Raw genomic sequence first — 25,836 nt, 5'->3', positions numbered from 1 at the left:
GCCCCGTGCTTTTACTTACCCACGCGGCCGTATGCCGAATCGTCCGGGTTGTCGATCGTGGAGTGCTTGCGGTTGTCGTGCATGTACAGCACCGCGATCAGGCCGACCACCGCGACGATGACGACGTAGATCGGGAACCAGCTGCCGTGCCCGGCGTTCTGGAACCACAGGCCCACGGACTCGGCCGAACCGCCGAACAGCGAATTGCCGATGCCATAGGTGAAGCCCACGCCGATACCGCGGATGTGCGCCGGGAACATCTCGGCCTTCACGATGCCCGAGATCGACGTGTACATGGCCACGAAGGCCATGGCGATGACGATCCAGATACCCGCACCGACCAGGCTTGTGGAGTTGCCGATGAAGTGCAGCACGGGGATCGGGATGATGATCATGCCGATGACGAAGATCAGCATGTTGTTCTTGCGCCCGATCTTGTCCGAGACCCAACCGGCGATCGGCTGCATGATGATGAAGATGAGCAGCACGATCGTCATGAGGTCGGCGATATAGCCCTTCGAGAAGGTCTCCGCCGAAGGAGTCTTCTGGTGCACCACCAGCAGGTACTTCTGCATATACGTGGTGAAGATGTAGAACACCAGCGAACCGATGGCGGTGATGCCCAGCACCACGAAGAAGGACCGCGGGTGGCGCAGCACCTCGAGGAAGCTGCCGGCGTGTTCGTGCTTGCGCACCTCTTCGCTGGTCGTCTCCTCCAGACCCGACCGCAGCCACAGGGACACCAGGGCCGCGACGGCGCCGATCACGAACGGCAGGCGCCACCAACCGGCGGTGATCTGCTCATCGCCCAGGGTGTGCGTCATGATGACGGCCAGCAGACTGGCCAACAGCTGCCCGCCGACCAGCGTGACGTACTGGAAGGAGGAGAAGAAGCCGCGCTTGCCCTCGGTGGCGACCTCGGACATGTAGGTGGCGGTCGCACCGTACTCACCGCCGACGGCCAGACCCTGGATCATGCGCACGATCAGCAGCAGGAAGGCCGCCCAGCCGCCGATCAGATCGGAGGTCGGCAGGCAGGCCAGCAGCAGCGAACCCGCACACATGACCAGGATGGAGATCAGCATCGAGTTCTTCCGGCCCAGCTTGTCCGAGGCCCGGCCGAAGATATAGCCGCCGATGGGTCGCATCAGGAAGCCGACGAAGAACACCAGGGCCGCCTGCAGCAGCGACAGCACCTCGTTGTCCTTGACGAAGAACTGCGTTGCGAAGTAGACGGAGAAGAAGGAGTAGATATAGAAGTCGAACCATTCGACCAGATTGCCCGAGGACGCGGCCAGAATGGCCTTGACCGTCTGCCAGGTGGTCTTCTGGTTCGGACCGGGGGCGCTGCCGCTGCCAGCAGCGTCAGGAGTCGTGCTCGTCGCCATTGTGCGAACTCTTTTCCTTGAAATGCCATCGGCGGTCCGGACCGGGGATATGGGTGCGGACCGCCGACAGCGTTGTCAACTTGGTTATATTCCGAGGACAGCATACTCCTTTCACAGCGTTCTAGCAGAAATAGATCAGGGCCCCGGTCCCGTTCCGTGGTATTGGGAACGGTGCCGGGGCCCTGGAATCGGCCGGGCTCGGAAGCTCAGTCGAACAGGATGACCTGACGGATCGCCTTACCGTCGGCCAGGGTGTCCATGGCCTCGTTGATCTGGTCCAGGCGCATCGTCGAGGACACGAGTTCCTTCACCGGCAGCCGGTCCTCCCGCCACAGCTGGGCGTACTTCGGGATGTCCCTGGCGGGTACGGCCGAGCCCAGGTAGGAGCCGATCACGGTGCGCGCCTCACTGGTCAGGACCACCGGGTGGATCGAGGAGGTGGCGTCGGGCGCCGGCAGGCCCACGGTCACGGTCGTGCCGCCCACCGCCGTCGCCTCGAAGGCGGTTTCGAAGGCCGCGGGATGCCCGGCCGCCTCGACGACCACCGGCGCCTTGACTCCCTGTTCGGCCACCTGTGCCGGGGTGAAGGCCGCGGCAGCACCCAGCTCCTTGGCCCGCACCAGCTTGTCCGGGTTCGCATCCACCGCGATCACACGCACCCCATCGAGGCCCAGCGCGGTGATGAGGGCGGCCATGCCGACACCGCCGAGGCCCACGATCATCACGTCCTGGCCCGGCTGCGGCTTGCCGGCGTTGATGACGGCGCCGCCGCCGGTGAGCACGGCGCAGCCCAGGGGCGCTGCGACCTCGGGCGGGACGTCGGCGCCGACCTTGACGACCGAGGCCTGGTTGACCACCGCGTGATCGGCGAACACCGAAACGCCCAGGTGATGGTAGAGGTCCCCCGTGACATTGCCGGCTGCGTCGATCTCATGGAGCCGGGTCAGCTGCGCGATCCCGTTGCCATCGCGGGGCACGTCCGCATCGGCAGCGGTGTCGAAGCCGGGCAGATAGCCGGCGTTGTTGCTGGCGCTGCCGGGAATGCACGGCAGCTTGCCGTCTGTCAGGCAGTTCTCGCACTTCCCACAACGCGGCAGGAAGACGGTGACCACGTGGTCGCCGACGGCCAGGTCGCTCACACCGGGGCCCACCTGTTCGACGATGCCGGCGCCCTCATGGCCCAGCAGCATCGGCAGCGGGCGGGGGCGGTTGCCGTTGACCACGGACAGATCGGAGTGGCACAGGCCGGCCGCCGTCATCTTCAGCAGGACCTCGCCGGGGCCGGGGGCGTCGAGTTCGACTTCGACAACGTCCAGGGGCTTCGATTCGGCGTAGGGCCGGGGAGCCTCCATGGTGCGCAGCACTGCTCCGCGAATCTTCATCGATCTGCCTTTCTTCGGGGTTTCGTTCGTCCCCACATTACCGCGCACGCATATCTCCACGGCACGCACCCGGGGCCGCTCCGGCACACGTCCCGACGCGCTCTCCCGGGTCCGGGCACCGCGGGGTCCCGGCCCCGCCGGCCCTCAGCCCCGCGGGGTGCGGTGATTCGGCTCCTGCCAGTCCTCGCCCACATGGGCCGCCGCCCAGAAGTGCAGTTCGTACAGGCACGCCTGGCGGAACGTCTGGACCATGCGCGTGAGCTCGGCCTTCGGCGCGGCCTCCAGCAGGCCCTCGAGGATGCCCACGGCCCCCACCACCGATGCGTCGAAGTCGGGGCTGTCGTAGGCCTCGATCCAGGTCGCGAAGGGATGCCCCGCCAGATCGCGGGACCCCGCCCGCACCCGCTGAACCAGGACCTTGCCGATGTGCGCGTACACCCAGAAGCACGGCAGGATCGCGGCGACTCCCACCGCATAGGGTGCGCTCGCCGCCTGGCTGAGCAGATAGGAGGTGTAGCCCAGTGTCGTGGGGTTGGCCCCGCCGGCGGGCCAGGCCGCCCCGATCACACCGGCCGCGGTCGAAAGCCGGTCGGCGATCGCTGAGAACCCGGGGTCCGCCAGCAATTCGGCGTGCATCGACTGTTCATCGGCGATCGCCTCGCCGGCGGCCAAGACCCAGAAGCGGGTCTGGTCGTTGCTGGGTGCGGCCGCCCCCAGCAGGCTCATGGCCCGGGCATAGCCGTCCAGGTACAACTCGTCCTGCAACAGGTAGTTCACGAAGGCCTCGTGGCCGAGTGTGCCGTCGGCCAGTTGGCCCAGGAAGTCGAGTTCCTCGATCCGGGTGATGACGTCGTGTACGGAATTCCACAGCTCGCGCGTGCGCGGGCCCTGGCTGAACAGGTGGTAGTCGACCATGGTGTATCCCTCCTCGGGTTTCGGGTGCTCAGCTCGGGTTTCGGGTGCTCAGGCTCGTGCGCGCACGGGGCGCAGATCGACCAGGTGGTCGACCGGCCCGTGGGCGCCGGCCGGGTCCAGCGACAGGTTCCAGCCCGCCGCCGCGGCCAGGGCCCGGCCCAGGTACTCCAGGCCCTCGAAGACCGCGGGCTCCAGCTGTGCCCCGCGGGCCAGTTCCGCGGTGATGGCGGCGGACAGGGTGCAGCCGGTGCCGTGGGTATTGGCCGAGGCGACCCGTGGGTGCGTGTACACGTGCACCGAGGTCGCCCCGTGGCCATCCGCGACGGCGAGCACGTCGAAGACAGTGCCGCCGGTGCCGTGGCCGCCCTTGACCAGGGCCGCCCGGGCCCCGCGCGCCACGAGTTCGCGGGCCTGGGCCGTCATCTGGGACTCGTCGCGGGCCTCGGCGACGTCATCGCCGAGCAGCAGGGCCGCTTCCGGCAGGTTCGGGGTGATGACCGAGGCGACCGGCAGCAGGCGCGCGCGCACCGCGCCGATCGCGTCGGCGTCGAGCAGCCGGTGTCCCGAGGTCGAGACCATGACGGGGTCGACGACCAGGTGGGGCACGGGGGTCTCTGCGAGTTTGTCCACGGTCAGGTCGACCAGCTCTCGGGTGCCCAGCATCCCGGTCTTCGCCGCGTCCACGGGCATGTCCCCGAGCACCGAGTCGAACTGGTCGGCAACGAAGTCCGCATCGATCCCGTAGACGCGGGACACACCATGGGTGTTCTGGGCGACCAGGGCGGTGATGACGGAGGTCCCGTAGGCGCCACGGGCGGCGAAGCTCTTGAGGTCGGCGTGGATGCCGGCGCCCCCCGACGGATCGGTGCCGGCGATCGTCAGGGCGATCGGGGGCCTGTTCACTGTATTCAACGGCGTGGGGTTCGGCACGGTGTTCGTCGGCGCAGTGCTCATCGGTTCTCCCCCTGCGCGCCGAGGTAGGCCGCGCGGATCGACCGCGCTGCGGCCTCGGGATCGGCTGCAGTGCAGATATCGGAGACCACGCACACGCCCAGGGCGCCGGCGCCGGCGAGTTCGTGGACGTTGTGGCCCTTGATCCCGCCGATCGCCACGGCGGGGATCCCGAGTTCCAGTGCCTCCCGGTTCAGTTCGGTCCAGTGCTCGACGCCCAGTGCTGGGCGCTGCACGTCCTTCGTCCGGGTGGCCCAGACGGGGCCGACTCCGAACAGGTCCACTCCCCCGGCCTTGGCGGCGACGGCGAACTGTTCGGCGGTGTGGGCGGACAGGCCCAGCAGGGGTTCGGCGCCCAGGCGGGCGCGGACCTGGGCCGGCGGCATGTCCGTCTGGCCCACGTGGATGTGGGCGGGCAGGCCGCGCCGACGCAGTTCGGCGACGACTTCGACGCGGTCGTCGAGGAACACGGGGACGTTCTCGGCCGCCGTCCCGGCCGGTGCGGGGATGCCGCGCAGGGCGGCGAACACGTCCAGGGTCAGGGCCAGGACCTCGGCGTCGGAGGCGTGTTTCTCGCGCACCTGCACGACCGAGGCGCCGCCGGTGACAGCGGCTGCGACGGTGTCGGCCACGCCGCGCCCGGCGGCGGTGCACATCGCGGTGTCGGTCACCAAATACAGGCTGAAATCGTAGGGGATCAGGCGGGGGTTGAGCACAGCGGGGTCAATCATGACCATCCCTTCGCAGGAGTTATCCAGACAGGTTCGACGGGTGTGTTCTCAGCCCTGGCCGGCCGGCGGCGGCACGAACCCGCGCCGGTGCGACTACCTGGGCACCCCGTGTCATCGGCTCCACACTAACATCCACGGCAGTCTAGAGTTGGGGTATCCCCGCATAGCCCGAACCTTGGAGGAACCGTGACCGAAGCACCCGGCAGCCTGCTCAATCTTCTGCAGTTGGAGAAGATCGACCTCAACATCTACCGCGCCGGCTTCGTCTTCGACGAACCCTTCGCGCTCTACGGCGGCCAGGTCGCCACCCAATCCCTGCTGGCCGCGGCCCTGACCGTGGACTCCGGGCGCCTGCCGCACTCTCTGCACGGATACTTCCTGCGGCCCGGCGACGCCTCGAAGCCCACGGTCTTCCAGGTCTTCCGCGACCGCGACGGTGGTTCCTATTCGGCCCGGCGCGTGGTGGCACTGCAGAACGGACGGGTCATCTTCAATATGTCGGCGTCCTTCGCACTGCCGGGGAAGTCCCCCGATGTGCAGGGCGATACGGCGCTGAACGACCACGAGTTGCCGATGAAGGAGTTCTACCCGATCCCCCGACTGTTCAGCTTCGAGGGCAGGAGGACCGAACCGGGTTTCCCCGAACCCGACTATCCGCAGCGCTTCTGGGCCCGCTGTACGGCCGATCTGAGCCGCACCGGGGTGGGGGCTGCGACGATCAGCCGTGACCTCATGAACATCCTGGCGGTGACCTATCTTTCCGACATCTCGTCGGGCATCGGCACGTACAACACCGAGGAGTTCCAATCGCAGTCGAGCTTGGACCACACTCTGTGGTTCCACCGCCCGATGGACGCCGAGGAGTGGATGCTGATGGACCTGCGGCCCCGCTCCGTGGCCTACGGGCGCGGGCTCTACCACGGGGACATCACCGACTCCTCCGGCGTCCTGCTGGCCTCGATCAGCCAGCAGGTCCTGTTCCGCAAGCGCCGTGCCGGCGGTGGCGCCGCGCCTCGGCCGGCCTGAACCTCGGCCGTTCCCAGCGGCCGGATCACGGTCGGTCCCGGGGAATCCGGCCGGGGTCGAGCCGAACTCAGTATTCGGCGATGATGATCTTCTTCTGGCCCATCATCGTCTGATAGGCCCCCGGCCTGGTGCTCAGCTCCGGCCAGGTGCGCGGGACGATCTGCCAGCTCAGGCCGAAGCGATCCTTGCACCAGCCGCAGGCCTCGGCCTCCGGGACATGCGACAGAGCCTCCCACAGTGCGTCGATCTGCGCCTGGTCCTGCGCGTAGACGATGAGCGAGACACCCTCCGTGAAGGTGAAGTCCTGGCCTGCCCCTGGGTCCATCGCCGTGCACCACTGCCCGGCGAGCCGGAAGTCCGCGTGGATCACGGATTCGGCGGTAACCGGCGATTCGACCCCCGGGCCCAGGTCCGGGACCCCGCCGAACTCGCCATAGGTGTACAGGTGGCCCAGTCCGCTGGGGAGGTCGGGGCCGAAGATCCGGGTGAAGGTCTGCAGATAGTAGTCGACGGCCTCGGCCGCACGGTTCTGCTGGGGACCGCCGAAGCTCAGCGAGGGCAGCAGGAACGGTCGGGGCTGCCCGTCCGGGTTCGTCACCATCAGCTGCCAGCTCACCCCGAAGCGGTCCTCAACCCAGGCGTAGTGCGGGCTGAACGGATAGGCGTCCAACGGCATCAGTTCGCGGCCACCCTCCATCAGCACCGCGTGGACCCGGTCCAGATAGGCACGGGCATCGGTGTGCCGGGCCGGATCGAAGTTAACGGTCAGGTTGAGCGACGGGGTCGGCCGGAAGGTGTCATCGGCGTTGATGAAGGTGAAGTCCAGGTCCTCGATCCGCAGGTCGAGCGCCAGGAGTTCGCCGGCCAAATCGCGTTGGAAGTCAGGGAGCTCTGCGGGATCGGCCGGGTAGTTCTCGGCGCGTTCGACGGTGACGGAGCGAAACGCCCTGGTGTAGTGCTCAACGGCATCCTGTGCGCACCTGTCGAACCACAGGGAGACGGCCAGCGGGGTCCGTTCGGTTTCGTCGGTGGGCGGTCTGGGGTCTGGAACGGGGTTCGGTGTCATGCCACAAGTGTGCGACCGCCGGAGCGATATGTCACCCCTTTGCCCGCCCATCTGCGAAAACGCCGCGTGGCCGGAACCCGCCGGACCCCTGGATGGGTCCATGGCGGGTCCCGGCCACGCGGCACCGCGACTCAGACGATGGGACTCAGTGCGAGTGGTAGTTCGGCGCCTCGACCGTCATCTGGATGTCGTGCGGGTGGCTTTCCTTCAGACCCGCCGTGGTCAGGCGGACGAAACGGCCGTTTGCCCGCAGCTCCGGGATCGTGCGCGCGCCCACGTAGAACATGGTCTGGCGCAGGCCGCCGGTCAGCTGGTAGGCGACGTTCTTGAGCTGCCCGCGGTAGGCCACGCGGCCCTCGATGCCCTCCGGGATGAGTTCCGTATCGGTGGCGACATCGGCCTGGAAGTAGCGGTCCTTAGAGTACGACTTGCCCTTGCGCGGGGCCATAGCACCCAGCGACCCCATGCCGCGGTAGGACTTGTACTGCTTGCCGTTGACCAGGATGAGTTCGCCGGGGGCCTCACGAGTGCCGGCGAACAGGGACCCCAGCATGACCGATTCTGCACCGGCGACCAGGGCCTTGCCGATATCGCCGGAGTACTGCAGGCCGCCATCGGCGATGACCGGAACGCCGGCCGCCTTGGCCGCCTGATAGGCCAGGTGGACCGCCGTGACCTGGGGAACGCCGACGCCGGCGACGATCCGGGTCGTGCAGATGGAGCCCGGGCCCACGCCCACCTTGATGGCGTCCGCACCCGCGTCGATGAGCGCCTGCGCACCCTCACGCGTGGCGACGTTGCCGCCGATGATCTGCACCCCGGCAAAGGCCTTGTCCGACTTGAGGCGCTTGATCATGTCGGTCACGCCGCGGGCGTGGCCGTTGGCGGTGTCCACGACCAGCACGTCCACACCGGCGTCGGCCAGCAGGCCGGCGCGCTCATAGGAGTCACCGTAGAAGCCGATCGCGGCGCCCACCAGCAGCCGGCCCTCGCCGTCGCGGCAGGCATCGGGGTATTCCTCGGTCTTGACGAAGTCCTTGACCGTGATGAGGCCCTGGAGCACATTGTGCTCATCGACCAGCGGCAGCTTCTCGATCTTGTGTTCGGCCAGCAGGGCGTAGGCGTCATTGGGCGCAACGCCGACCTGAGCAGTGATCAGCGGCGACTTGGTCATGATCTGGGCGACCGTGGTTGTCTCGTACTTCGAATGCGATACGAAGCGCAGATCGCGGTTGGTCACGATGCCCACCAGGACGCCGGACTCGTCGACCACGGGCAGGCCGGAGATGCGGTACTGCGCGCAGACCTCGTCCAGTTCGGCCAGTGTCTTATCCGCCGTGATCGTCACCGGATCGGAGATCATCCCCGATTCACTGCGCTTGACGTAGTCGACCTGGGCCGCCTGGTCCTCCTTGCTCAGGTTGCGGTGGATGATGCCGATGCCGCCGATGCGGGCCATCGCGATCGCCATGCGGGATTCCGTCACGGTGTCCATCGCAGCCGATACCAGGGGGATGTTGATGTCGAGTTCACGGGTCAGGCGCGTCCGGGTCGAGGCCTCGGACGGGATGACGTCCGTGTCGCCGGGCAGCAGCAGGACGTCGTCGTACGTCAGACCTGTCAGTGCGAATGGATCGTTGTCTACTGCGGAATTGCCGCTGCCCATGGGTGCCCTCTCAAAGATTGGTAGGTCGTTCGTCGTCTGTCCCTACCCTCCGGGCCGGGCCACCGGCTGGTTCGCCGGCTCCGGGCCAGAAGATGTGCAGTTCAAACTTTGATTTCGTCAATCATATTCCCCGCCCGGTGGCGCCGGGCAGCCGAATCCAGCCGAACGTGTCGAGTCTCACGCCGGTGACGTCCCGCGAAGCGTCAGCCTCGATTCGAACGCCCGCTCCCGGCCGGTCAGCGGATCAGTGAAGGCGAGGCGGTGGGCCAGCAGCTGCAGGGGGCTGGAGAAGTCGTAGGGGTCCGGCGCCAGATCCCGTGGGTAGACGGGGTCGCCCAGGATCGGCAGGCCCAGGGCGTTCATGTGCACGCGCAGCTGGTGGGTCCGGCCCGTATGCGGATGCAGTCGGAACAGGCCGGTGCGGGCCTCCCCCTGGGCAGAGGCGACCTCCCGGACGAACTCCAGCGTCGTATGCGCGTTCGCGGGCCCTGGCACCTCGAGCATCTGCCTGGTGCCCGGCTCCTTGTCCAGCCGGCTGTGGCGCTCCAGTGGGAATCCCCCGGCGAAGGTCTCCGGGTCGAAACCGCGGGGCAGGCGGGCCAGGGCCAGGTACTGCTTGTGCACGCGGCGGGCCTGGAACAGGCTCTGGTAGGCGCCCCGGGTCTGCGGGCGGCGGGAGAGAACGAGCAGGCCGGCGGTCACCCGGTCCAGCCGGTGGATGGCCACCAAGTCCGGCTCATCGCGTTCGACGCGTGCCCGGGTGACCACGCATTCGCGCACGAAACGGCCATTGGGCGTCGAGGCCAGGAAATGGGGCTTGTCGACGACCAGCAGGTCCGCGTCCTCGTAGACGGTGGTCACTTCGAAGGGAATCCGGGCTTCGGGCGGGACGGGCCGGTGGAAGAAGTAGAAGCCGCCGGGGTGCGGCGGGTCCCCGGCTTCGACCGGGGCGCCGGACTCATCGCGCATATCGCCGGCAGCTGGGTCGAGCAGGGCTGTTAGTTCGGAGGGTGCGGCGGCGGGGAAGAGCCCGGCCAGCCACTGGTCCACGGTCGCGGGCACCGGCAGATGTGCGCCGGCGTGTGTCTGCAGGCCGCCGGGTGCGCGCAGCCGGTTGGCGCTGATGCCCTCGCGCGGGGGCAGGGGTGATTTCACGAGGCGCCAGCCTATCAGCCCCGACCGGCCGGGTGATCAGCCGCGGCTCAGCCGGCGTCGTCCGGCGGATTGACCAGGATCGACTTCTCGGCCTCGGCGATCTCCTCGGGGGTCCGCTTGTCCCAGCCGGGTTTGCGGAAGTGGTAGAAGAGCAGCGGGGGTGCCGCCAGCACCACCACGACGATTCCCACCACAACCGGGTATATGCCCGCCGGCATCGCGGTGAATCCCGATGGCGCGATGAAGCTGAGCACGAAGGCCGCGAGGCAGGCGACGAATCCGACGCCGGCGATGACGTCCATCCCGCGCACACGGTACGTACGCTCCACATCCGGCCGGGTTCGGCGCAACCTGATCGCCGCTGCGAACATGAGCATGTACATGATCAGGTAGAGGGCGGCGGCCATGTCCACGAGCGCGATGAACGCCGTATTCACATTGGGAATGACGATGAACAGCGCCGCGAGGATCGTGACGATGATGCCCTGCACGGTCAGGATCCCGGACTGGACCCCGGCCTTGTTCCGCTTCTGCAGCGCCGGCGGAAGCAGTCCGTTGCGGGCCGCCGCCAACAAGCCGCGCGAGGGGCCCGCGATCCAGGTGACGACCGAGGCGAAGGCACCCAGAGCGATCAGCGCCGATATCACCGGAGTGCCCCAGCCCATGTGCCAGGCGTCGAAGAAAGTCTGGAACGCCAGGTTGATGCCATTGGTCAGCCCCAGTTGGGCCTTGGGTACGGCCACGGCGATCGCCAGCACCGGCAGGATGAACACCGCCAGGATCAACACCGAGGCGATGAGGATTGAGCGCGGGTAACCCTTGCCGGGATTGCGCAGATCGTTCGCGTGCACTGCGTTGACCTCCATGCCCGCATAGGCGAGCACATTGGACACGATCAACACGATCGCGGACAGTCCCGTATGCGGCGGGATCAGCGCCGTGGGTTCCAGCGAGGTCTGCGAGGACTGTCCCGACCCCAGCCAGATCACACCGAAGACGATCAGCAGAATGCCGGGCAGGATCGTGCCGAACAGGCCGCTCCACGTGCCCACATTGGCGAACAGCTTCCCGCCGCGCAGGGTGATCAGGGTCGAACCCCAGTAGAGGACGAGGATCACGATCGCGGTGAACAGGCCCGAATCCGCCAGGCCGGTGTGTCCGACAACGAAGGACAGGCTGGCGGCGATGAAGGCGATCTGGGTGGGATACCAGACGACGTTCTGGATCCACTGCAGCCAGATTGCCTCGAAGCCCCAGCGATCGCCGAAGGCCTCGCGGATCCAGACGAACACGCCTCCCTTCCATCCGGTGGCCAGTTCCGCGGCGACCAGCGCCGTGGGCACCAGGAACAGGATGGCGGGGATGACGAACAACGCCACCGAGGCCAGCCCGTATCCGGCCATGGCAGGCAGGCTGCGCAGGCTGGCGACGGTCACGACCGTCATGATCGCCAGCTGGAAGACACTGAGGAACTTGGTCGCACTGGTGGCCGGGGCGCCGACTGCGGGCCCGGCGTGCGAGGCCGGGAACGGGTGTGGGCGGACGTGTTCGGGCGACGGGGCGACCGTTCCGTCGGCACGGCGAGGCGCGGCCGAAGGTTGGGAACCGGCGGGCTTCGGGCCGGTGGGCTGGGGATTCTGAGACGCGGACATCAGTGGTGGAATCCCGCGCTCCGGCTGCGCGCATGACTGCCGCCGAACTTGTCGAGGTATCCGGCCTCGCGCTGGATGTCCTTGACCAGGAACCCCGCAAGATCACGGCTGAGGCCGTTGCGGACCACGACCCGCTGCACCGTCAGATCGCTCAGGTCGTCCGGCATCGGATAGGCGGGGACCAGCCAGCCCTTCATCCGCAGCCTTTCGGAGAGATCGTAGAGGTCCCAGTCCGCTTTGTGTTCGGGGTTCATCCGCCAGGCGAACACGGGGATGTCCTCGGCGGCGTTCCACAGGGAGAACTGTGGCATTTTGGCGACTTCACCCGCAATGTAGCGGGCGACGTCGATCGTGGCCTGTCCCACCCGCGTGTAGCCGTCGATCCCCAGCCGCAGGAACAGATAGTACTGCAGCAGCACCTGGGCGCCGGGGCGGGAGAAGTTCAGCGCGAAGGTCGGCATGTCCCCGCCCAGATAGCTGACCCGGAAGATCAAATCCTCCGGCAGGTCCTCCAGCTCGCGCCAGACGACCCAGCCCAGGCCGGGGTAGACGAGTCCGTACTTGTGACCGGAGACGTTGATCGAGGCCACCCGCTCCAGTCGGAAGTCCCATTCGAGGTCCGGCTGCAGGAACGGGGCGATCATGCCGCCGGAAGCTGCATCGACATGGATCCGGATGTCCAGCCCGCGGGCCTCTTCGATCCGGTCCAGGGCGGCGGCGATGTCCTTGACCGGTTCGTACATCCCGGTGTAGGTCACGCCCATGATCGCCACGACCCCGATCGTGTTCTCGTCGACGTAGGAGTCCAGATCGTGGCCGTCGAGAACCTTATGCTCTTCGCTGATCGGAACATACCGCGGCTCGACGTCGAAGTAGTTGCAGAACTTCTCCCAGCACACCTGGACTGCCGAGGACAGCACGATGTTCGGTGAGGTCGTGGGCTTGCCCTCCTGCTTGCGCCTGTGCTGCCAACGGCGTTTCAGCGCCAGCCCGCCGAGCATGCAGGCCTCCGACGATCCGATGGTGGATGTCCCGATCGTATTGTCGGGATCAGGTGCGTTCCACAGCGCCGCGATCATCCGCCAGCACCGGGTCTCGATATCCGCGGTCGCCGGATACTCGTCCTTGTCGATCATGTTCTTGTCGGCGGATTCCTCGTAGATCCGCCTAGCGTAGTCGTCCATCCAGGTGCCGACGAACGTGGCCAGGTTCAGCCGGGCGTTGCCATCGAGCATGGATTCGTCGTGGACGATTTGATATGCCGTCTCCGGCAGGGACTCACCCTCCGGCACCCGATTGCGGGGCAGTGAGGTGGCCTCCCCCGGGCGGGTGAACATCGGGTTGAGCTCGACGTCCGTCTGGCTGGCGAGGCGGTCGTTGATATTGGGCGACTGTGCCATGGTGCTCCCTTTCCGTGCTCGCACCCGGACGGGGAGGAAAACCGGTGAGGGGATACTCTGTCGCGTCCTCGGATGTGGCTGCTGACTGTGATTTCGACTTCCGTTTTCACTATACAACTCCTTCCGGGAGCCCCGCAATAGTCCGCTCACCGGTCCGATTCCGGCCGCTAGCCGACCAGGGCGGCGGGCGCGCAGGGCTCCGGAGGAGCGGGCCGGGTCGGGTGGAATCAGCCGGCGGCGCGGGAGTTCGTCGCGATCGTCTGGGCGGCGCCGGACACCTGCGCGACGTACTCCGGCGAATTGTTGTAGCTCAGGATCGCCTGGCGCCAGGCCGCCCCTGCCGCCAGGTTCTTCCCACCGGCGCACAGGTACTGCGCCGCGGTGAAGGCCGCATCGTCGATGTTCTGCGGGTCCTTCTTGCCGTCGCCATTGCCGTCCACGGCCGATTTCCTCCAGGTCCCGGGGATGAACTGCATGGGGCCCACAGCCCGGTCGTAGCGGGCGTCGCCGTCGTATTCGCCACCGTCGGTGTCTGCGATGTGCGCGGTCTTCACCCCGTCGAGCTGCACGCCGACGATCTTGGGTCTGGTCACCCCGTCGGCTTCGACCTGACCGGAGTAGATGGTGCCGTGGTGGGATTCGACATAGCCGATGCCGGCCAGGGTCGACCAGTCCAGGTTGCAGCCGGCCGAGCGCTGATCGATCCAGTTCGCCGCGGTCACATAGCCCAGCAGCACCCGGTGCGGGATTCCGGTCACTCCGGCCTGGCGGCTCAGCCAGGAGGCGTTGATCGAATCCGCCCCGATCGGCACCAGGTCACTGGCCACGTCCGCAGCCGCGCCCTGCTTCGCCCGAGCGCCCGCGGCCGTGTCGGAGGAGTCCCGCGCGGTGGTACCGGAACCGTCCTCCCCCGAGCCTGCGGCGCCCGGCGCTGGGGCCTCGGCGTCCGAAGCCGCAGCACCGTTCGCCCGTCCCTCGGCGACAGCGGGCTGCGACTGGGCCGCCGTGGTGCGCTGCATGGGGAGCACGATGAGGGTGAAGACCGCGATCAGACCGCCGATGCAGGCGAAGGCGATGATGCCCACCGCGATCCTGCCCCGTGTCCAGACCACAGCCCACCCCACCCACTCGATTTCACAGGTTTACCTACCCATCCTAACTGCCCACCGCTTCCCCACCGGCCAACGGGGCGGGTGGGTGGGGGCGGGTTAGCCGAGGTTCTGTAAACGCACCTACCTCTCACACGAGTAGGAAGGTGGGCCGACTGATGGGCCAGAACCAGCAGGAACAGAGTACGGGGTCAGTGTCGCCGTTGCGGGCGGTGGTGTATGTGCGGATCAGTGATGATCCCGAGAGTACCGAGCGTGGGGTGGATCGGCAGGAGGCCGATTGCCGCGCCTACGCTGTCGCGCACGGCTGGGAGGTCGCGGCGGTGTTCCGTGAGAATGACACGTCGGCGTTCAAGCAGCGCACGATCACGCTGGCATCGGGTGAGCGGGTGCGCCGCGTGGTTCGCCCAGAGTTCCGCGCGATGCTCAAGCACCTGGCCGATGGACAGGCGCAAGTGATGATCGCCTACGACCTGGATCGAGCGGTACGCGACCCCAGAGATTTGGAGGACTTGATCGACGCGAAAGTGCTGGCCGGGTTCACCGTGCGCTCGGTCACCGGCTCCCTACGGTTGGACACCGATTCGGATGTAGCGATGGCCAGGGTGCTGGTAGCGATGGCGAACAAGTCCAGCGCCGACACCGCCCGCCGAGTCGCCCGCGCAGCCAAGCAGCAAGCCATTGAGGGCACCTGGCACGGCGGCAGGGTGCCGTTCGGCTACCGCGCCGAGTCCGGTGCCCTCGTCGTTGATCCGGTGGCGGGGCCGATGGTGGCCGAGGCCGCGCAGCGGGTGCTGGCCGGTGAGTCGCTGTACCGGATTCGCAAGGACTGGAACGAGCGCGGCGTGCTGACCACCCACGGGTGCGCGTGGTCGGATAAGACGATCAAGATGGTGCTGCGCAGCCCCTCCATCAAAGGCGTGCGCGAGTACCGCCCCGTATTGCCGGACGGCACCCGTGCGAAGACCTCGCAGATGCAGGTGAAAGCCGCCTGGCCTGCGATTCTCGATGAGGACACCTGGCAGCAGGTCTCCGATGTGCTCGATGCGCGGAAGCAGGCGCGGAACTTCCATCAGCCCGGCAGTGGGGCGGCGAAGCGCATGTATCCGTTCTCGGGGCTGATCCGCTGCTCAGCGTGTGGGCGGGCGATGCTCCACCGAGGCAACGTGTATCAGTGCGTGCAGGCCACCCGCGGCGGATGTCACCGCTCGATCCGCTCCGCCGACATCTCGAAACTGGTGGAAGAAGCGGTGCTGGCAACATTCGAGCAAATCACCCTGGCCCCGTCGAAGCGGGCGACGCCGAGCGTGGACGCGGGTGCGCGGGTCGGTCTCGCCGCGAGGCTGGATGCTGACCGGGAACGCCTGGCCCGATTGGACGACGATCACTATGACGGGTTGATCGACAAGGCGATGTGGGTGCGGCAGCGGGCCAGGATCGCCGAGCGGATCGAGGTCACCCGGCGTGAGTACGCCGCCGCCATGCCCGAACAGGAGGGGCCGGGCATCGACGTGACCACCGTCGCCAAAGAATGGGCGGGGCGTACCCCGTTGTGGCAGTACCAGGCCACCAGCCTGATCTTGGAAGCCGTGCTCGTCCACGCTCTGCCGAACGGGATGAACGGTGCGACCCCAGCACGTCGCCGCAACGAGACGGTTGAGGCGTTCCACACCCGCCGCACCGTGTACCGCGCCGAGGTGCTGGCCCGCCGGGTGGAGTTCGTCTGGCGAGCCTGAGCACGGCCACCCGCAGGGCGTTGTCGGCCCCGCATCTTGACCAGCGCAAGCGGTTCAGGGTGCGGGGCCTTTCCGTATCTTCGAGACAATGCGCTTGTTGGGGCGAGGTGCCGTGCAGAGTCCTCGCAGTTCGTCCAGCACCGCCGGATCGTCCACCGTCGCGGGCAAACCCTGCGCCTGACGTGAGGCAGCGGCCAGGCGTGCTCCCAACGTGAAAGCAGCATGCTGTGACGACGGCGCGGAACGGTCAGGAGTGACGGAGGCGGGTGCGGTGGGGATGCTCATGCTGATAGGTACGACGCCCCTCCCACAGACTCGCGGTGGTTCAGGGTTCGGCCTGCTTGTCTGGGTTGGCGGCCCATATCGCAGCCAGCAGGCCGGTGTCGCAGCGCAGGGAGTCGAGGGGTTCGCCGCTGAGCAGGCGCAGCAGCACCCCGTCGCCAGTCGCAGTACCAGCGTGTTTCGGAGCGGGATGCCCGAGCACGATCCGCAGCAAGGCAGCCCACGACGTCGACGGTACCCCGAGCAGCTCCGGGATAGCGCGGTCGCGGCGTAGCACCTCTACCGCGTTCGGCCGGGAGGTCAGATCGCCGAGCCGGTAGGCGACGTGCTCGATGCAGTCGGTCACGAGCACGGCATCCCATCCGGCCGAGGCGAACAGCCCGACTATCTCCGATAGGACGGCAGCGACCCGAGCGCGCTCGCTGCCGTCGAAGTCTTCCTCATTGTCGGTGGTGGGGTTGACGGCGAACGCGGGGTGGTAGTCGGCCAGGTTCTCTCGCTCCGCGAACCGGATGGCGTCGTGGAAGCCGACGATTCTGGCCGTGTGGCGCACCTTGCTCGGCGAGACGAGCATCCCCGCCGCCCGCACTTCGACGCCACAGGTGATCTTCATCGCGCGAGTGACGACCGCCCACGGGTTTCCGGCGTTCCTGGTCGAGGGGGCGAGCATGACCTCGAATGCTGCCGAGGCAATCTCCCACTCATCCAGTGCGTACTTGCGGGCCAGGCGTCGATACCTCTCTGCCGTGTACCGCATGAGTTCCGCGGCTTCACGGTCACTGCGCCAGGCCCCAGGCCCGGCCTCGTGCAACCGGATCAGCAGGGTGCGTAAGCCCTCTGGTGTCTCGAACCCGTGGCGTGGCGAGCCATCCTGGGCTGCGGCGTCGTCGCCTGTAGTGGGTGGGGTGTGTTCGGTCACGGTGGCACCTCCCGTGAAGGAGGTGCGCCACCAGAACCCACGCCAGGACGTGAACCAGCACGCCGCTACAACCGTTCGTCAGTCGATACGTCGCTGCTTCCCCGGCGCAGCGCAGGTACGACTTGTCAGAAGGCCGCCCTGCAGCGATAGGAACGGCTGCGAATGCTCGCGCCGGGAATCATTCCGGCGCGAGCATCCGCAGTCGCTCTAGGGTGCGGTTTCGCGGGTCAAGACAGCGACCATTTGCCGACCTCTCGATACTCCGAGTCGTAGATGGTCTCGGTAATCGGCTGGGCGAGGTCGTAATGCTTCATGTTGCCGCCCCAGTACCGCAGCACACGCGCCAGTTCCTCAACTGGATCTCCCGCGACGGCTCCCAGGTCTATGTCCAGGCGGAATCGGGTCGGGTTATCTGGGGAATCACTCATACTTCAAGTATAATATTGAACTGCTAGTTGAGGGTTGGAGGGTGTGGACTGCCGAAAATCCTGGACTGATGCCGTGTAAGCCTCAACTCGCACTCGAAAGGAACCATGATGCGCCCCGTCGATCTGGCAACCCGGGCCGGAGTCTCCACCCAACAGATTCGCAACCTCGAAGCCGCCGGAGTCCTCCCGCCTGCCGATCGCACAGGTTCGGGTTACCGGGTCTATCGCGGTGCGCACCTCAGCGCTCTACTCTGCTATCAGGCACTCGCACGCGGCCACGGCGCTGGATCAGCCCGTTCCATCATGGAAGCGTTGAGCACAGGACAGATCGACCAAGCATTGGCCCTCCTTGATGCCAGCCACCACGAACTTCACCAGCAACGCCAGGCCCTTACCGAAACGAGCCAGGCCCTCACCCGTGTTGCCGCTGCGGTAGAGCATCACGCCGGCCCGGACGCGCCGTTGTCCATCGGAGAACTCGCGGACTATCTCGGGATACGCACGTCAGCGCTCCGCGTATGGGAACACGCTGGTCTGCTCGCCCCAGCTCGGCAGACCAGCCGCCGCCACCGGGTCTATGACAGCGAGGACGTCAGAGACGCCCGAATCATCCATCTCCTCCGGCAAGGACGCTATCGCTTCGACCGCATCAGACCCATCATCACCGAACTCCGAGGAAGCAAGAGTGCCGATGCTCTACAGGCCGCGCTCACCGAACGACGAACCAGCCTGACACACCGAGCCAGAGCCATGCTCGACGGCGCAGCCCTCCTCCAACAACACATCACCGAGTTCATCGCCTCCGACGCACCCGCCCCGAGCGAACCAGTAACCGGCTCCTAACCCCAGCACCCCACCGACCGCTCGGCACCGGCCACCCTCTGCCTCTGAAACAACGGATGCACGTATGCCACCGCGGGTGGGGCGTGCGCACCTCCTTCATGAGACGACTCATGAGGGAGGCCAGGATGAAGGGCGGGGTGATCCTGTTCCGCGGCACAGGTGCTGCCGCGCGCCGCTATGTCGAGGCCGACCGCTCCCGCGCCGACGAGTATTACCTGGGCGCGGACAACGCCTTGTCGGAGTACACGGTGCTCGATGCTAGCGGCGAGGTCACCGCCGCAATGTCACTGTCGGCGGTCGAGTACGAGGGGTGGGTGGACTGGCACGATCCCGTCACGGGTGAGTCGATGGGCACGCCACGTAATCCGGGTGAGGGGTCGAAGGGTTCGCCGTTGTTCGCGGAGATGACGATTAACGCACCCAAGAGCCTGTCGGTCGCCGCCGCCCTCCACCCCGAAGTATCTAGCGCCCTCGACCAAGCGCAGCAGGATGCACTTGGAGAGATTCGCCGCTGGCTCGGCCAACACTCCGTCATCAGGGTCGGGCCGCGTGACGCGCGGGAAGTGCTGCCTATCGAGCAGATGCAGGTCGTCGGCATCCGCCACAAGACCTCGCGGGCTGGTGATCCGCACCGGCATATTCACATGCAGATCGGCACTCGGGTGTTTGCGGCTGGGAAGTGGCGGGCACTGGATACGGCGGCGTTGTTCAAGCAGCAAGGCGCGATCCGCGCCCTCGGAACCGCGGTCATCGCCGCGCACCCACACCTCGCGCAAACCCTCGCAGAGCATGGCCTGACCCTCGATCCCGTCTCCGGCGAGGTAGTTGAGTTGCAGCCATTCAATGGGGTGATGTCGAAGCGGTCTGCGCAGATCAGACGCAACCTCGTCCGGCTCGAAGCCGAATGGGAAACAGAGCACCCCGGCGAAGCTCTCGGCCCGATCATGACCGCGAAGTTGCAGGGCATCGCCTGGACACACAAGCGGCCAGGGAAGAAGCCGACTGATTTGAAGAACGAGCAGTGGTGGGTGCAGGAACTCCGCGACGCCGGATACGACCCCGCTGCACCTCGACGCAGCACCGTGCAGCGCCCGGTGCAGTTGGATGAACTTGCGGTGCAGGAGGTTGCATCACGGGCACTGGATCGCTGCGCCGCCGCATCATCAGCATGGACGAAACACAGCATGCAGGAGCACGTCACCCGCATCACCACCGAACACGGAGTGCAAGCAACACCTGCCGAGCTGCGCGAGTTCATCAAGATAGCGACCGACCTTGCGGTCTCGGATTGCTTCTCCGTCCTGCCACCGGGTGCGGCGACGCCGGAACATGTCGCGCACCTGACCAGCCTCACCGTGATCGCCGCCGAAACCGCGCTCCGCGACCGCTTCGCCGCCACCACCCCAGAGCAAGAATCGAAGCACCCGGACATGACCGACGCCGCACAAGTAGCGGGGCTGAACAAAGGGCAGGCGGTCGCTGCTGCTGCGGTTGCATCATCTGACCCGTTGGTGATCGTGGAGGGTGCTGCGGGCAGCGGGAAGACGACGATGCTGCGCACCGCCATCGACGTCGCCGCCCAGCACAGCAGGGCGTCACGGGTGGTTGCACCGACGCTGCGCGCGGCGCAGGTCGCGCACGAAGAACTCGGCATCCCCGCAACGAGCGTTGCGGCGCTCGTACATGCGCACGGATGGCGATGGAACTCCGATGGCGTATGGACACGCCTACACCCTGGCGACGCTGACCCCGACACCGGGCGCACCTTCACCGGCCCGCCCGACGATGCTGTGCTGTCGCGGGGTGAACGGGTAATCGTGGACGAGGCCGGGATGCTCGACCAAGACACCGCCCACGCCCTCCTCACCATCACCACCGAAGCCGGAGCGACCGTCGCGCTTGTCGGCGACCGTGCCCAACTCCCCGCTGTCGGTCGGGGCGGGGTACTCGACATGGCCGCACAGATCAGGGGCCGTACATACGACATGACCGAGCTGCACCGGTTCGCCGACGCCGAGTACGCGACACTCACGCTGACGATGCGCGACCGGGAGAACCCCGGCGAGGTGTTCGACCGGCTCACTGCCATGGGCCTCGTGATACTGCACGCGGACGAGGAACAAGCCCAGCAGCACATCACAGAGCAAGCTACTGAGGGTGAGGCGATCACGGTCGCCTCGAACGACAAGGCAGCGGCGTTGAACGAGCGCATCCGCATGGGGCGGGTCGAGCGAGGCGAGGTTGATGACACGATCACGGCGACCGGCAGCGACGAGCTGCCTATCGGTCGGGGTGATCTGATCCAGACGAGGAGGAACGACCCCGCGCTTGGCGTGGCGAACCGGCAGCAATGGATCGTGCAGCACGTCGCTGGTAATGGCACCGTGTACGCCCGCGAGACCGGCAGCGGGCGCAGGAACCCCCGCACCGTCGCCCTCCCGCCTGAGTACGTGAGTGAACACGCGCACCTGTCCTACGCAGCAACCGCGTACGGCGTCCAGGGCGCAACCGTCAACGCCTCCCACACGATGCTGACTGAGGCGACGAGCGCGGCAGGCGTCTACGTTGGCATGACCCGAGGCCGCGAGCACAACTGGCTGCACGTTGTTGCCGAGGATATGGCGGAGGCTCGGGCGCAGTTCGTTGCAGCGACGGAGCGCGATCCCGCAGACCGGGGCCTCGACCACGCCACCGCACAAGCCGCCGAAGCCGTGCGTGGCATCGTCAAGGACGGCCCGATCCAGCGCGTCACCGAAGAACTCGCCAGACTCGACAGGGAAGCCGAACGTGCTGAGCGGCATGCGGATCGATGGGAGCAGGCCGCCAACCGGCTCGATGCCCAACGCGCTGCGCACCGGGCCGAGAGCGACGAGAGCACCGCCGCGCTTCGCCAGGCCGAGGAAGAGGCCGCGCGGGTGCGTGCCAAGGTCGCCGCGCCCCTCACCAAGCAAGCCGAACAAGACGGAGCGACGTACCTTGCCAGAGTAGAAGCAGAGAGGACAGCGAGCACACGCCTCGCCACTGTCGGGCGATTCGGGCGGCGTAAGGCCCGCGACGAGCACCGCGCCGCCAGCGAACAAGCAGCAACCATCCGAGTACACCTTCGCGATGAGTGGGACGCCGAACCGCCACGAACCCGCAGCGCACTACCCGAATGGGCTACACAGGTCGCGGAGCGGCGAGCAGAAGCCGATCCCCGCGTGAGCGAAGCCAACCAAGCTGTCGAAACCGCGCGCACCGAACGAACCACAACGGTTGACCGTCACCGCAACGAACGGCTGGCGCTCTTGGCAAGCGAGTACGGGGCTGAGAATGCCCGCGCTCACCAGTACGGGATGCGCGCCCTCAACCCTCGACGCAATGCCCGCGATGCTCGCACCCGCGCAGACTTCCTTCGCGTCGAGAGTGCAGAACTCCGCAGCCTCCCGACGAACGTCGCCGCCAAGCTCATCGAGACGAAGCGCGCCGAGCAGGAGCGTGGTCGGCAGCAGGCAACGGAACGGGCCAGGCAACTGCATAGTCCGTTTGCGAACGATCCCCAACGCTATGACCCGCGCCGCGAGGGACCAGCGCGCGGCCTGTGATCAGTCACGCAGTTCCTGTGGTCCACATGACCTATCCTGGCGTCGGGTATGATGCTTGGCATGGGTAACTTGATTTGCGTGTTCGCTGCGACGCACACGCTTGCTGTCCGCGACCGCCGCGCCTAACGGCGCGCCTCGCTGAACGCTTCGCGCGTCGTCCATCCGAGAGACCTGGAGTGAGTGGTTGTTCTCGGACTTCGGGTGAAAGTCTGGTGTTTCGGGGGAACGGTAGGATTGATTCATGAGTTCCGGCAAGTACAGTGATGATTTCAAGGAGCAGGTTGTCCTTGAAGTGATCAACAAGGATCGGACGATCAGTTCGGTGGCACAGTCCTATGGGCTGGTGTCCCAGACGGTGGGATTGTGGGTGAAGAAGTACCGGGCTGCTCACCCCGAGGTGTCGGATTCGGGAGAGGTCGTGGAATCAGCGGAACTGAAGAGAATCCGCAAGGAGAACCGCGAGCTACGACTCGAGAATGAGTTCCTAAAAAAAGTAGCAGCCTTCTTCGCGAAGGAAGATCAGTGAGCGCGCGGTATGCGTTCATCTTGAGTGAAGAAGGCAATTACGCGATCACTTTGATGTGCCGCTGTTTGGAGGTGTCGAAGTCGGGGTACATGGACTGGAAGATCCGACCAGTCTCTGAAGCCGAGGTGCGTCGTAGTGATCTCACGCACCGTATTCGAGCCAGTTTCGAGGCGTCGGATGCCACCTATGGGTACCGGCGCATCCACGCCGAGCTGGAACGCATGGGCGTGGTGGTGTGCCAGGACACTGTGCGCACCATCATGCGGGAGGAAGGCTTGGTGGCGGTGCAGCCGCGCCTGCGGGTGCGCACCACGATCCCCGCCGGAGACATCGATGAGCGCGAGGACCTGGTGGGCCGGGACTTCCACGCGGATGCCCCCGGGCTCAAGTGGGTCGGGGACATCACCTACATTCCGACGTGGGTGGGGTTCTGCTATCTGGCGACAGTGCTGGATTGCTGCACGAAGAAAGTCGTGGGGTACGCGATTGCGGACCACATGCGCACCGCCCTCATCCAGGATGCACTCACCATGGCGGTGAAGAATTGTCCCCATACTCGGGGTGTGACAATCTTTCACTCGGACAGGGGAAGTCAATACACGTCGGAGGCGTTCGCACACACGTTGAGTGATTATGGGATACGCGCCTCGTGCGGGAAGACCGGGGTGTGCTGGGACAATGCGTGGGCGGAGTCTTTCAATGCGACCTTGAAGAACGAGCGGGTCCATCGAATGGTGTATCCCACACGGGAGAAAGCTATTCGCGACATTGTGTGGTGGATTGAACTCCGATATAATCAGAAACGTCTCCACTCATCCTTGGGGTACCGCACCCCCAATGAGGTGGAAGCCGAATACACGAACCGCAGTCAAGCAGCCTGAAAACCACCTTTCACCACGGTCCGAAAAACACCCCTCAGTCCAACCATTCGCGTCTCGGAACGGCGATCTTGCGCACCCATTTTTTCTCTGTGCTCTGCCCTGTTTCCGAGGCGCTCCATCCTTCTTTCTTGGAGCGCGAACATGCCTCGTTCATCCCACGGCGGCCGACACGAACTCGGCCAGAACTTCCTCACCCACACACCCACTATCAGCAAGATCACAGCCCTCGTTACGGCGACGAAGGGGCCGATCCTTGAACTCGGCGCTGGAGCCGGTGCACTCACGAGGCCTCTCGCGCAACTCGGCAGGCCAGTGACTGCGATCGACATCGACGAGCATCGGATCGCAAGCCTCCAAAGCGCACTGCCAGGCGTGACGATCAATCACGCCGACGCGCTCACCGTTCCTCTCGACCATCCCGTGATCGTAGGGAACATCCCTTTCCACCTCACCACTCCGATTCTGCGACGGCTTCTCCGGGGCGGCACCTGGACCGAGGCCGTGCTCCTCACTCAATGGGAGGTCGCACGCAAGCGCTGCGGGATCGGTGGCTCCACCATGCTGACTGCGCAGACTGCGCCCTGGTTTACCTTCGACCTCCACGGCCGGGTTCCCTCCTGGGGTTTTCGCCCACGCCCCAGCGTTGATGGGGGCATCATCCAGATCAGTAGACGCAACCATCCTCTCGTTCCCGGTTCACAGCGCAGCCGGTACGAACAGTTCGTACGCGCGGTGTTCACCGGTCGAGGCGGAACCCTCGAGCGCATCATCGCGAACGCGGGCCGCCTCGATCCTGGACAAGCCAAGCAACTCTTGAGGCAGAGTGGCATCGACACACGCGCGTTGCCGCGAGACCTGACACCAGAGCAGTGGGCCGGAGTCTGGAACGCGATGCCTGAGCAGCCACCACTCAAAACCCACCAAACACGACCACGGTCTAACGATTCATGATCTCGCTGCCTGGAGTGAGTGGTTGTTCTCGGACTTCGGGTGAAAGTCTGGTGTTTCGGGGGAACGGTAGGATTGATTCATGAGTTCCGGCAAGTACAGTGATGATTTCAAGGAGCAGGTTGTCCTTGAAGTGATCAACAAGGATCGGACGATCAGTTCGGTGGCACAGTCCTATGGGCTGGTGTCCCAGACGGTGGGATTGTGGGTGAAGAAGTACCGGGCTGCTCACCCCGAGGTGTCGGATTCGGGAGAGGTCGTGGAATCAGCGGAACTGAAGAGAATCCGCAAGGAGAACCGCGAGCTACGACTCGAGAATGAGTTCCTAAAAAAAGTAGCAGCCTTCTTCGCGAAGGAAGATCAGTGAGCGCGCGGTATGCGTTCATCTTGAGTGAAGAAGGCAATTACGCGATCACTTTGATGTGCCGCTGTTTGGAGGTGTCGAAGTCGGGGTACATGGACTGGAAGATCCGACCAGTCTCTGAAGCCGAGGTGCGTCGTAGTGATCTCACGCACCGTATTCGAGCCAGTTTCGAGGCGTCGGATGCCACCTATGGGTACCGGCGCATCCACGCCGAGCTGGAACGCATGGGCGTGGTGGTGTGCCAGGACACTGTGCGCACCATCATGCGGGAGGAAGGCTTGGTGGCGGTGCAGCCGCGCCTGCGGGTGCGCACCACGATCCCCGCCGGAGACATCGATGAGCGCGAGGACCTGGTGGGCCGGGACTTCCACGCGGATGCCCCCGGGCTCAAGTGGGTCGGGGACATCACCTACATTCCGACGTGGGTGGGGTTCTGCTATCTGGCGACAGTGCTGGATTGCTGCACGAAGAAAGTCGTGGGGTACGCGATTGCGGACCACATGCGCACCGCCCTCATCCAGGATGCACTCACCATGGCGGTGAAGAATTGTCCCCATACTCGGGGTGTGACAATCTTTCACTCGGACAGGGGAAGTCAATACACGTCGGAGGCGTTCGCACACACGTTGAGTGATTATGGGATACGCGCCTCGTGCGGGAAGACCGGGGTGTGCTGGGACAATGCGTGGGCGGAGTCTTTCAATGCGACCTTGAAGAACGAGCGGGTCCATCGAATGGTGTATCCCACACGGGAGAAAGCTATTCGCGACATTGTGTGGTGGATTGAACTCCGATATAATCAGAAACGTCTCCACTCATCCTTGGGGTACCGCACCCCCAATGAGGTGGAAGCCGAATACACGAACCGCAGTCAAGCAGCCTGA

General features: G+C 65.9%; 22 protein-coding genes. 9 read left to right on the top strand and 13 right to left on the bottom strand.

All coding sequences use genetic code 11. The annotated features are described in order from the left end of the window. Positions 1–11: 11 nt before the first annotated feature. The 5 genes from NQ034_RS03065 to thiE form a co-directional block, all read right to left on the bottom strand. A complete protein-coding gene (locus tag NQ034_RS03065; RefSeq protein WP_257046963.1) occupies positions 12–1,388 on the bottom strand; it encodes an MFS transporter in 1,377 nt (458 codons plus the stop codon). A 206-nt stretch (positions 1,389–1,594) separates the two neighbouring features. Next, entirely contained in the window at positions 1,595–2,770 is a 1,176-nt protein-coding gene (locus NQ034_RS03060; RefSeq protein WP_257046962.1) for an alcohol dehydrogenase catalytic domain-containing protein, read from the bottom strand. A gap of 144 nt (positions 2,771–2,914) precedes the next feature. Next, positions 2,915–3,685 (bottom strand): TenA family protein, encoded by a 771-nt coding sequence (locus NQ034_RS03055; protein WP_257046961.1) that lies wholly within the window; start codon positions 3,683–3,685, stop codon positions 2,915–2,917. 48 nt (positions 3,686–3,733) lie between these two features. Then, on the bottom strand, positions 3,734–4,639 hold the full coding sequence (gene thiD / locus NQ034_RS03050; protein WP_257046960.1) for a bifunctional hydroxymethylpyrimidine kinase/phosphomethylpyrimidine kinase: 906 nt from the start codon (positions 4,637–4,639) through the stop codon (positions 3,734–3,736). Continuing rightward, on the bottom strand, positions 4,636–5,367 hold the full coding sequence (gene thiE / locus NQ034_RS03045) for a thiamine phosphate synthase (RefSeq protein WP_257046959.1): 732 nt from the start codon (positions 5,365–5,367) through the stop codon (positions 4,636–4,638). The genes thiD and thiE overlap by 4 nt, the downstream gene beginning before the upstream one ends. 186 nt (positions 5,368–5,553) lie before the next feature. On the opposite strand from thiE, the gene NQ034_RS03040 reads away from it, so the two are divergent. Continuing rightward, positions 5,554–6,393, top strand: coding sequence for an acyl-CoA thioesterase (locus tag NQ034_RS03040; protein ID WP_257046958.1), 840 nt, complete (start codon positions 5,554–5,556; stop codon positions 6,391–6,393). Positions 6,394–6,460: 67 nt separating this feature from the next. On the opposite strand, the gene NQ034_RS03035 is transcribed toward NQ034_RS03040, so the two are convergent. The 6 genes from NQ034_RS03035 to NQ034_RS03010 all read right to left on the bottom strand — a co-directional run bounded on the left by NQ034_RS03035 (position 6,461) and on the right by NQ034_RS03010 (position 14,444). Beyond that, positions 6,461–7,459, bottom strand: coding sequence for a VOC family protein (locus NQ034_RS03035; RefSeq protein WP_257046957.1), 999 nt, complete (start codon positions 7,457–7,459; stop codon positions 6,461–6,463). A gap of 145 nt (positions 7,460–7,604) precedes the next feature. Continuing rightward, positions 7,605–9,125, bottom strand: a complete 1,521-nt coding sequence (guaB, locus tag NQ034_RS03030; RefSeq protein ID WP_257046956.1) for an IMP dehydrogenase — start codon at positions 9,123–9,125, stop codon at positions 7,605–7,607. A 177-nt stretch (positions 9,126–9,302) separates the two neighbouring features. Continuing rightward, positions 9,303–10,280 carry a pseudouridine synthase gene (locus NQ034_RS03025; protein WP_257046955.1) on the bottom strand — a complete coding sequence of 326 codons (978 nt, stop codon included), beginning with the start codon at positions 10,278–10,280 and terminating at the stop codon, positions 9,303–9,305. Between the two features lie 47 nt (positions 10,281–10,327). Beyond that, positions 10,328–11,932 carry a glutamate/gamma-aminobutyrate antiporter GadC gene (gadC, locus tag NQ034_RS03020; RefSeq protein WP_257046954.1) on the bottom strand — a complete coding sequence of 535 codons (1,605 nt, stop codon included), beginning with the start codon at positions 11,930–11,932 and terminating at the stop codon, positions 10,328–10,330. Next, positions 11,932–13,332 (bottom strand): glutamate decarboxylase, encoded by a 1,401-nt coding sequence (gene gad, locus NQ034_RS03015; RefSeq protein ID WP_257046953.1) that lies wholly within the window; start codon positions 13,330–13,332, stop codon positions 11,932–11,934. The genes gadC and gad overlap by 1 nt, the downstream gene beginning before the upstream one ends. 227 nt (positions 13,333–13,559) lie before the next feature. After that, the gene (locus NQ034_RS03010; RefSeq protein WP_257046952.1) at positions 13,560–14,444 is read right to left on the bottom strand and encodes a lytic transglycosylase domain-containing protein; all 885 of its coding nucleotides are present in this window, start codon (positions 14,442–14,444) and stop codon (positions 13,560–13,562) included. Between the two features lie 155 nt (positions 14,445–14,599). On the opposite strand from NQ034_RS03010, the gene NQ034_RS03005 reads away from it, so the two are divergent. After that, complete coding sequence (locus NQ034_RS03005; protein ID WP_257046951.1) at positions 14,600–16,177, top strand: recombinase family protein; 1,578 nt, start codon at positions 14,600–14,602, stop codon at positions 16,175–16,177. Positions 16,178–16,502: 325 nt separating this feature from the next. Here the strand turns inward: NQ034_RS03005 and NQ034_RS03000 are convergent, their stop codons facing one another. Both NQ034_RS03000 and NQ034_RS02995 read right to left on the bottom strand, forming a co-directional pair. After that, complete coding sequence (locus NQ034_RS03000) at positions 16,503–17,378, bottom strand: exopolyphosphatase (protein ID WP_182818771.1); 876 nt, start codon at positions 17,376–17,378, stop codon at positions 16,503–16,505. 227 nt (positions 17,379–17,605) lie between these two features. After that, positions 17,606–17,806 carry a hypothetical protein gene (locus NQ034_RS02995; protein WP_182818772.1) on the bottom strand — a complete coding sequence of 67 codons (201 nt, stop codon included), beginning with the start codon at positions 17,804–17,806 and terminating at the stop codon, positions 17,606–17,608. Positions 17,807–17,911: 105 nt separating this feature from the next. On the opposite strand from NQ034_RS02995, the gene NQ034_RS02990 reads away from it, so the two are divergent. The 7 genes from NQ034_RS02990 (at position 17,912) to NQ034_RS02970 (ending at position 25,836) form a co-directional block, all read left to right on the top strand. After that, positions 17,912–18,649 (top strand): MerR family transcriptional regulator, encoded by a 738-nt coding sequence (locus NQ034_RS02990; protein WP_182818773.1) that lies wholly within the window; start codon positions 17,912–17,914, stop codon positions 18,647–18,649. A 125-nt stretch (positions 18,650–18,774) separates the two neighbouring features. Then, positions 18,775–22,233: a MobF family relaxase gene (gene mobF, locus NQ034_RS02985; RefSeq protein WP_223841893.1), complete on the top strand. Its 3,459-nt coding sequence runs from the start codon at positions 18,775–18,777 to the stop codon at positions 22,231–22,233. 241 nt (positions 22,234–22,474) lie between these two features. Next, positions 22,475–22,759 carry a transposase gene (locus NQ034_RS16355; protein WP_373567194.1) on the top strand — a complete coding sequence of 95 codons (285 nt, stop codon included), beginning with the start codon at positions 22,475–22,477 and terminating at the stop codon, positions 22,757–22,759. Then, positions 22,756–23,640 carry an IS3 family transposase gene (locus NQ034_RS02980; protein WP_373567193.1) on the top strand — a complete coding sequence of 295 codons (885 nt, stop codon included), beginning with the start codon at positions 22,756–22,758 and terminating at the stop codon, positions 23,638–23,640. Before NQ034_RS16355 ends, NQ034_RS02980 begins: the two co-directional genes overlap by 4 nt. A gap of 141 nt (positions 23,641–23,781) precedes the next feature. After that, entirely contained in the window at positions 23,782–24,591 is an 810-nt protein-coding gene (gene erm / locus NQ034_RS02975; RefSeq protein WP_182048909.1) for a 23S ribosomal RNA methyltransferase Erm, read from the top strand. Between the two features lie 79 nt (positions 24,592–24,670). Then, positions 24,671–24,955, top strand: a complete 285-nt coding sequence (locus NQ034_RS16350; protein ID WP_373567194.1) for a transposase — start codon at positions 24,671–24,673, stop codon at positions 24,953–24,955. Further along, positions 24,952–25,836, top strand: coding sequence for an IS3 family transposase (locus NQ034_RS02970; protein WP_373567193.1), 885 nt, complete (start codon positions 24,952–24,954; stop codon positions 25,834–25,836). The genes NQ034_RS16350 and NQ034_RS02970 overlap by 4 nt, the downstream gene beginning before the upstream one ends.

The sequence above is a fragment of the Brevibacterium moorei genome (assembly GCF_024580735.1).
Lineage (GTDB): Bacteria > Actinomycetota > Actinomycetes > Actinomycetales > Brevibacteriaceae > Brevibacterium > Brevibacterium moorei.
Note: the sequence above shows the minus strand (reverse complement) of the source record. Positions and strands in the feature narration are given on the sequence as shown.

What these genes read in the sequence shown, in the direction of transcription:
- erm (WP_182048909.1), top strand. Translation starts at nt 23,782, where the DNA reads ATGCCTCGTTCATCCCACGGCGGCCGACACGAACTCGGCCAGAACTTC.
- gadC (WP_257046954.1), bottom strand. Translation starts at nt 11,932, where the DNA reads ATGTCCGCGTCTCAGAATCCCCAGCCCACCGGCCCGAAGCCCGCCGGT.
- NQ034_RS03035 (WP_257046957.1), bottom strand. Translation starts at nt 7,459, where the DNA reads ATGACACCGAACCCCGTTCCAGACCCCAGACCGCCCACCGACGAAACC.
- NQ034_RS03055 (WP_257046961.1), bottom strand. Translation starts at nt 3,685, where the DNA reads ATGGTCGACTACCACCTGTTCAGCCAGGGCCCGCGCACGCGCGAGCTG.
- NQ034_RS02995 (WP_182818772.1), bottom strand. Translation starts at nt 17,806, where the DNA reads ATGAGTGATTCCCCAGATAACCCGACCCGATTCCGCCTGGACATAGAC.
- NQ034_RS02990 (WP_182818773.1), top strand. Translation starts at nt 17,912, where the DNA reads ATGATGCGCCCCGTCGATCTGGCAACCCGGGCCGGAGTCTCCACCCAA.
- NQ034_RS16355 (WP_373567194.1), top strand. Translation starts at nt 22,475, where the DNA reads ATGAGTTCCGGCAAGTACAGTGATGATTTCAAGGAGCAGGTTGTCCTT.
- gad (WP_257046953.1), bottom strand. Translation starts at nt 13,332, where the DNA reads ATGGCACAGTCGCCCAATATCAACGACCGCCTCGCCAGCCAGACGGAC.
- guaB (WP_257046956.1), bottom strand. Translation starts at nt 9,125, where the DNA reads ATGGGCAGCGGCAATTCCGCAGTAGACAACGATCCATTCGCACTGACA.
- NQ034_RS03060 (WP_257046962.1), bottom strand. Translation starts at nt 2,770, where the DNA reads ATGAAGATTCGCGGAGCAGTGCTGCGCACCATGGAGGCTCCCCGGCCC.
- NQ034_RS03005 (WP_257046951.1), top strand. Translation starts at nt 14,600, where the DNA reads ATGGGCCAGAACCAGCAGGAACAGAGTACGGGGTCAGTGTCGCCGTTG.
- thiE (WP_257046959.1), bottom strand. Translation starts at nt 5,367, where the DNA reads ATGATTGACCCCGCTGTGCTCAACCCCCGCCTGATCCCCTACGATTTC.
- mobF (WP_223841893.1), top strand. Translation starts at nt 18,775, where the DNA reads ATGAAGGGCGGGGTGATCCTGTTCCGCGGCACAGGTGCTGCCGCGCGC.
- NQ034_RS16350 (WP_373567194.1), top strand. Translation starts at nt 24,671, where the DNA reads ATGAGTTCCGGCAAGTACAGTGATGATTTCAAGGAGCAGGTTGTCCTT.
- thiD (WP_257046960.1), bottom strand. Translation starts at nt 4,639, where the DNA reads ATGAGCACTGCGCCGACGAACACCGTGCCGAACCCCACGCCGTTGAAT.
- NQ034_RS03065 (WP_257046963.1), bottom strand. Translation starts at nt 1,388, where the DNA reads ATGGCGACGAGCACGACTCCTGACGCTGCTGGCAGCGGCAGCGCCCCC.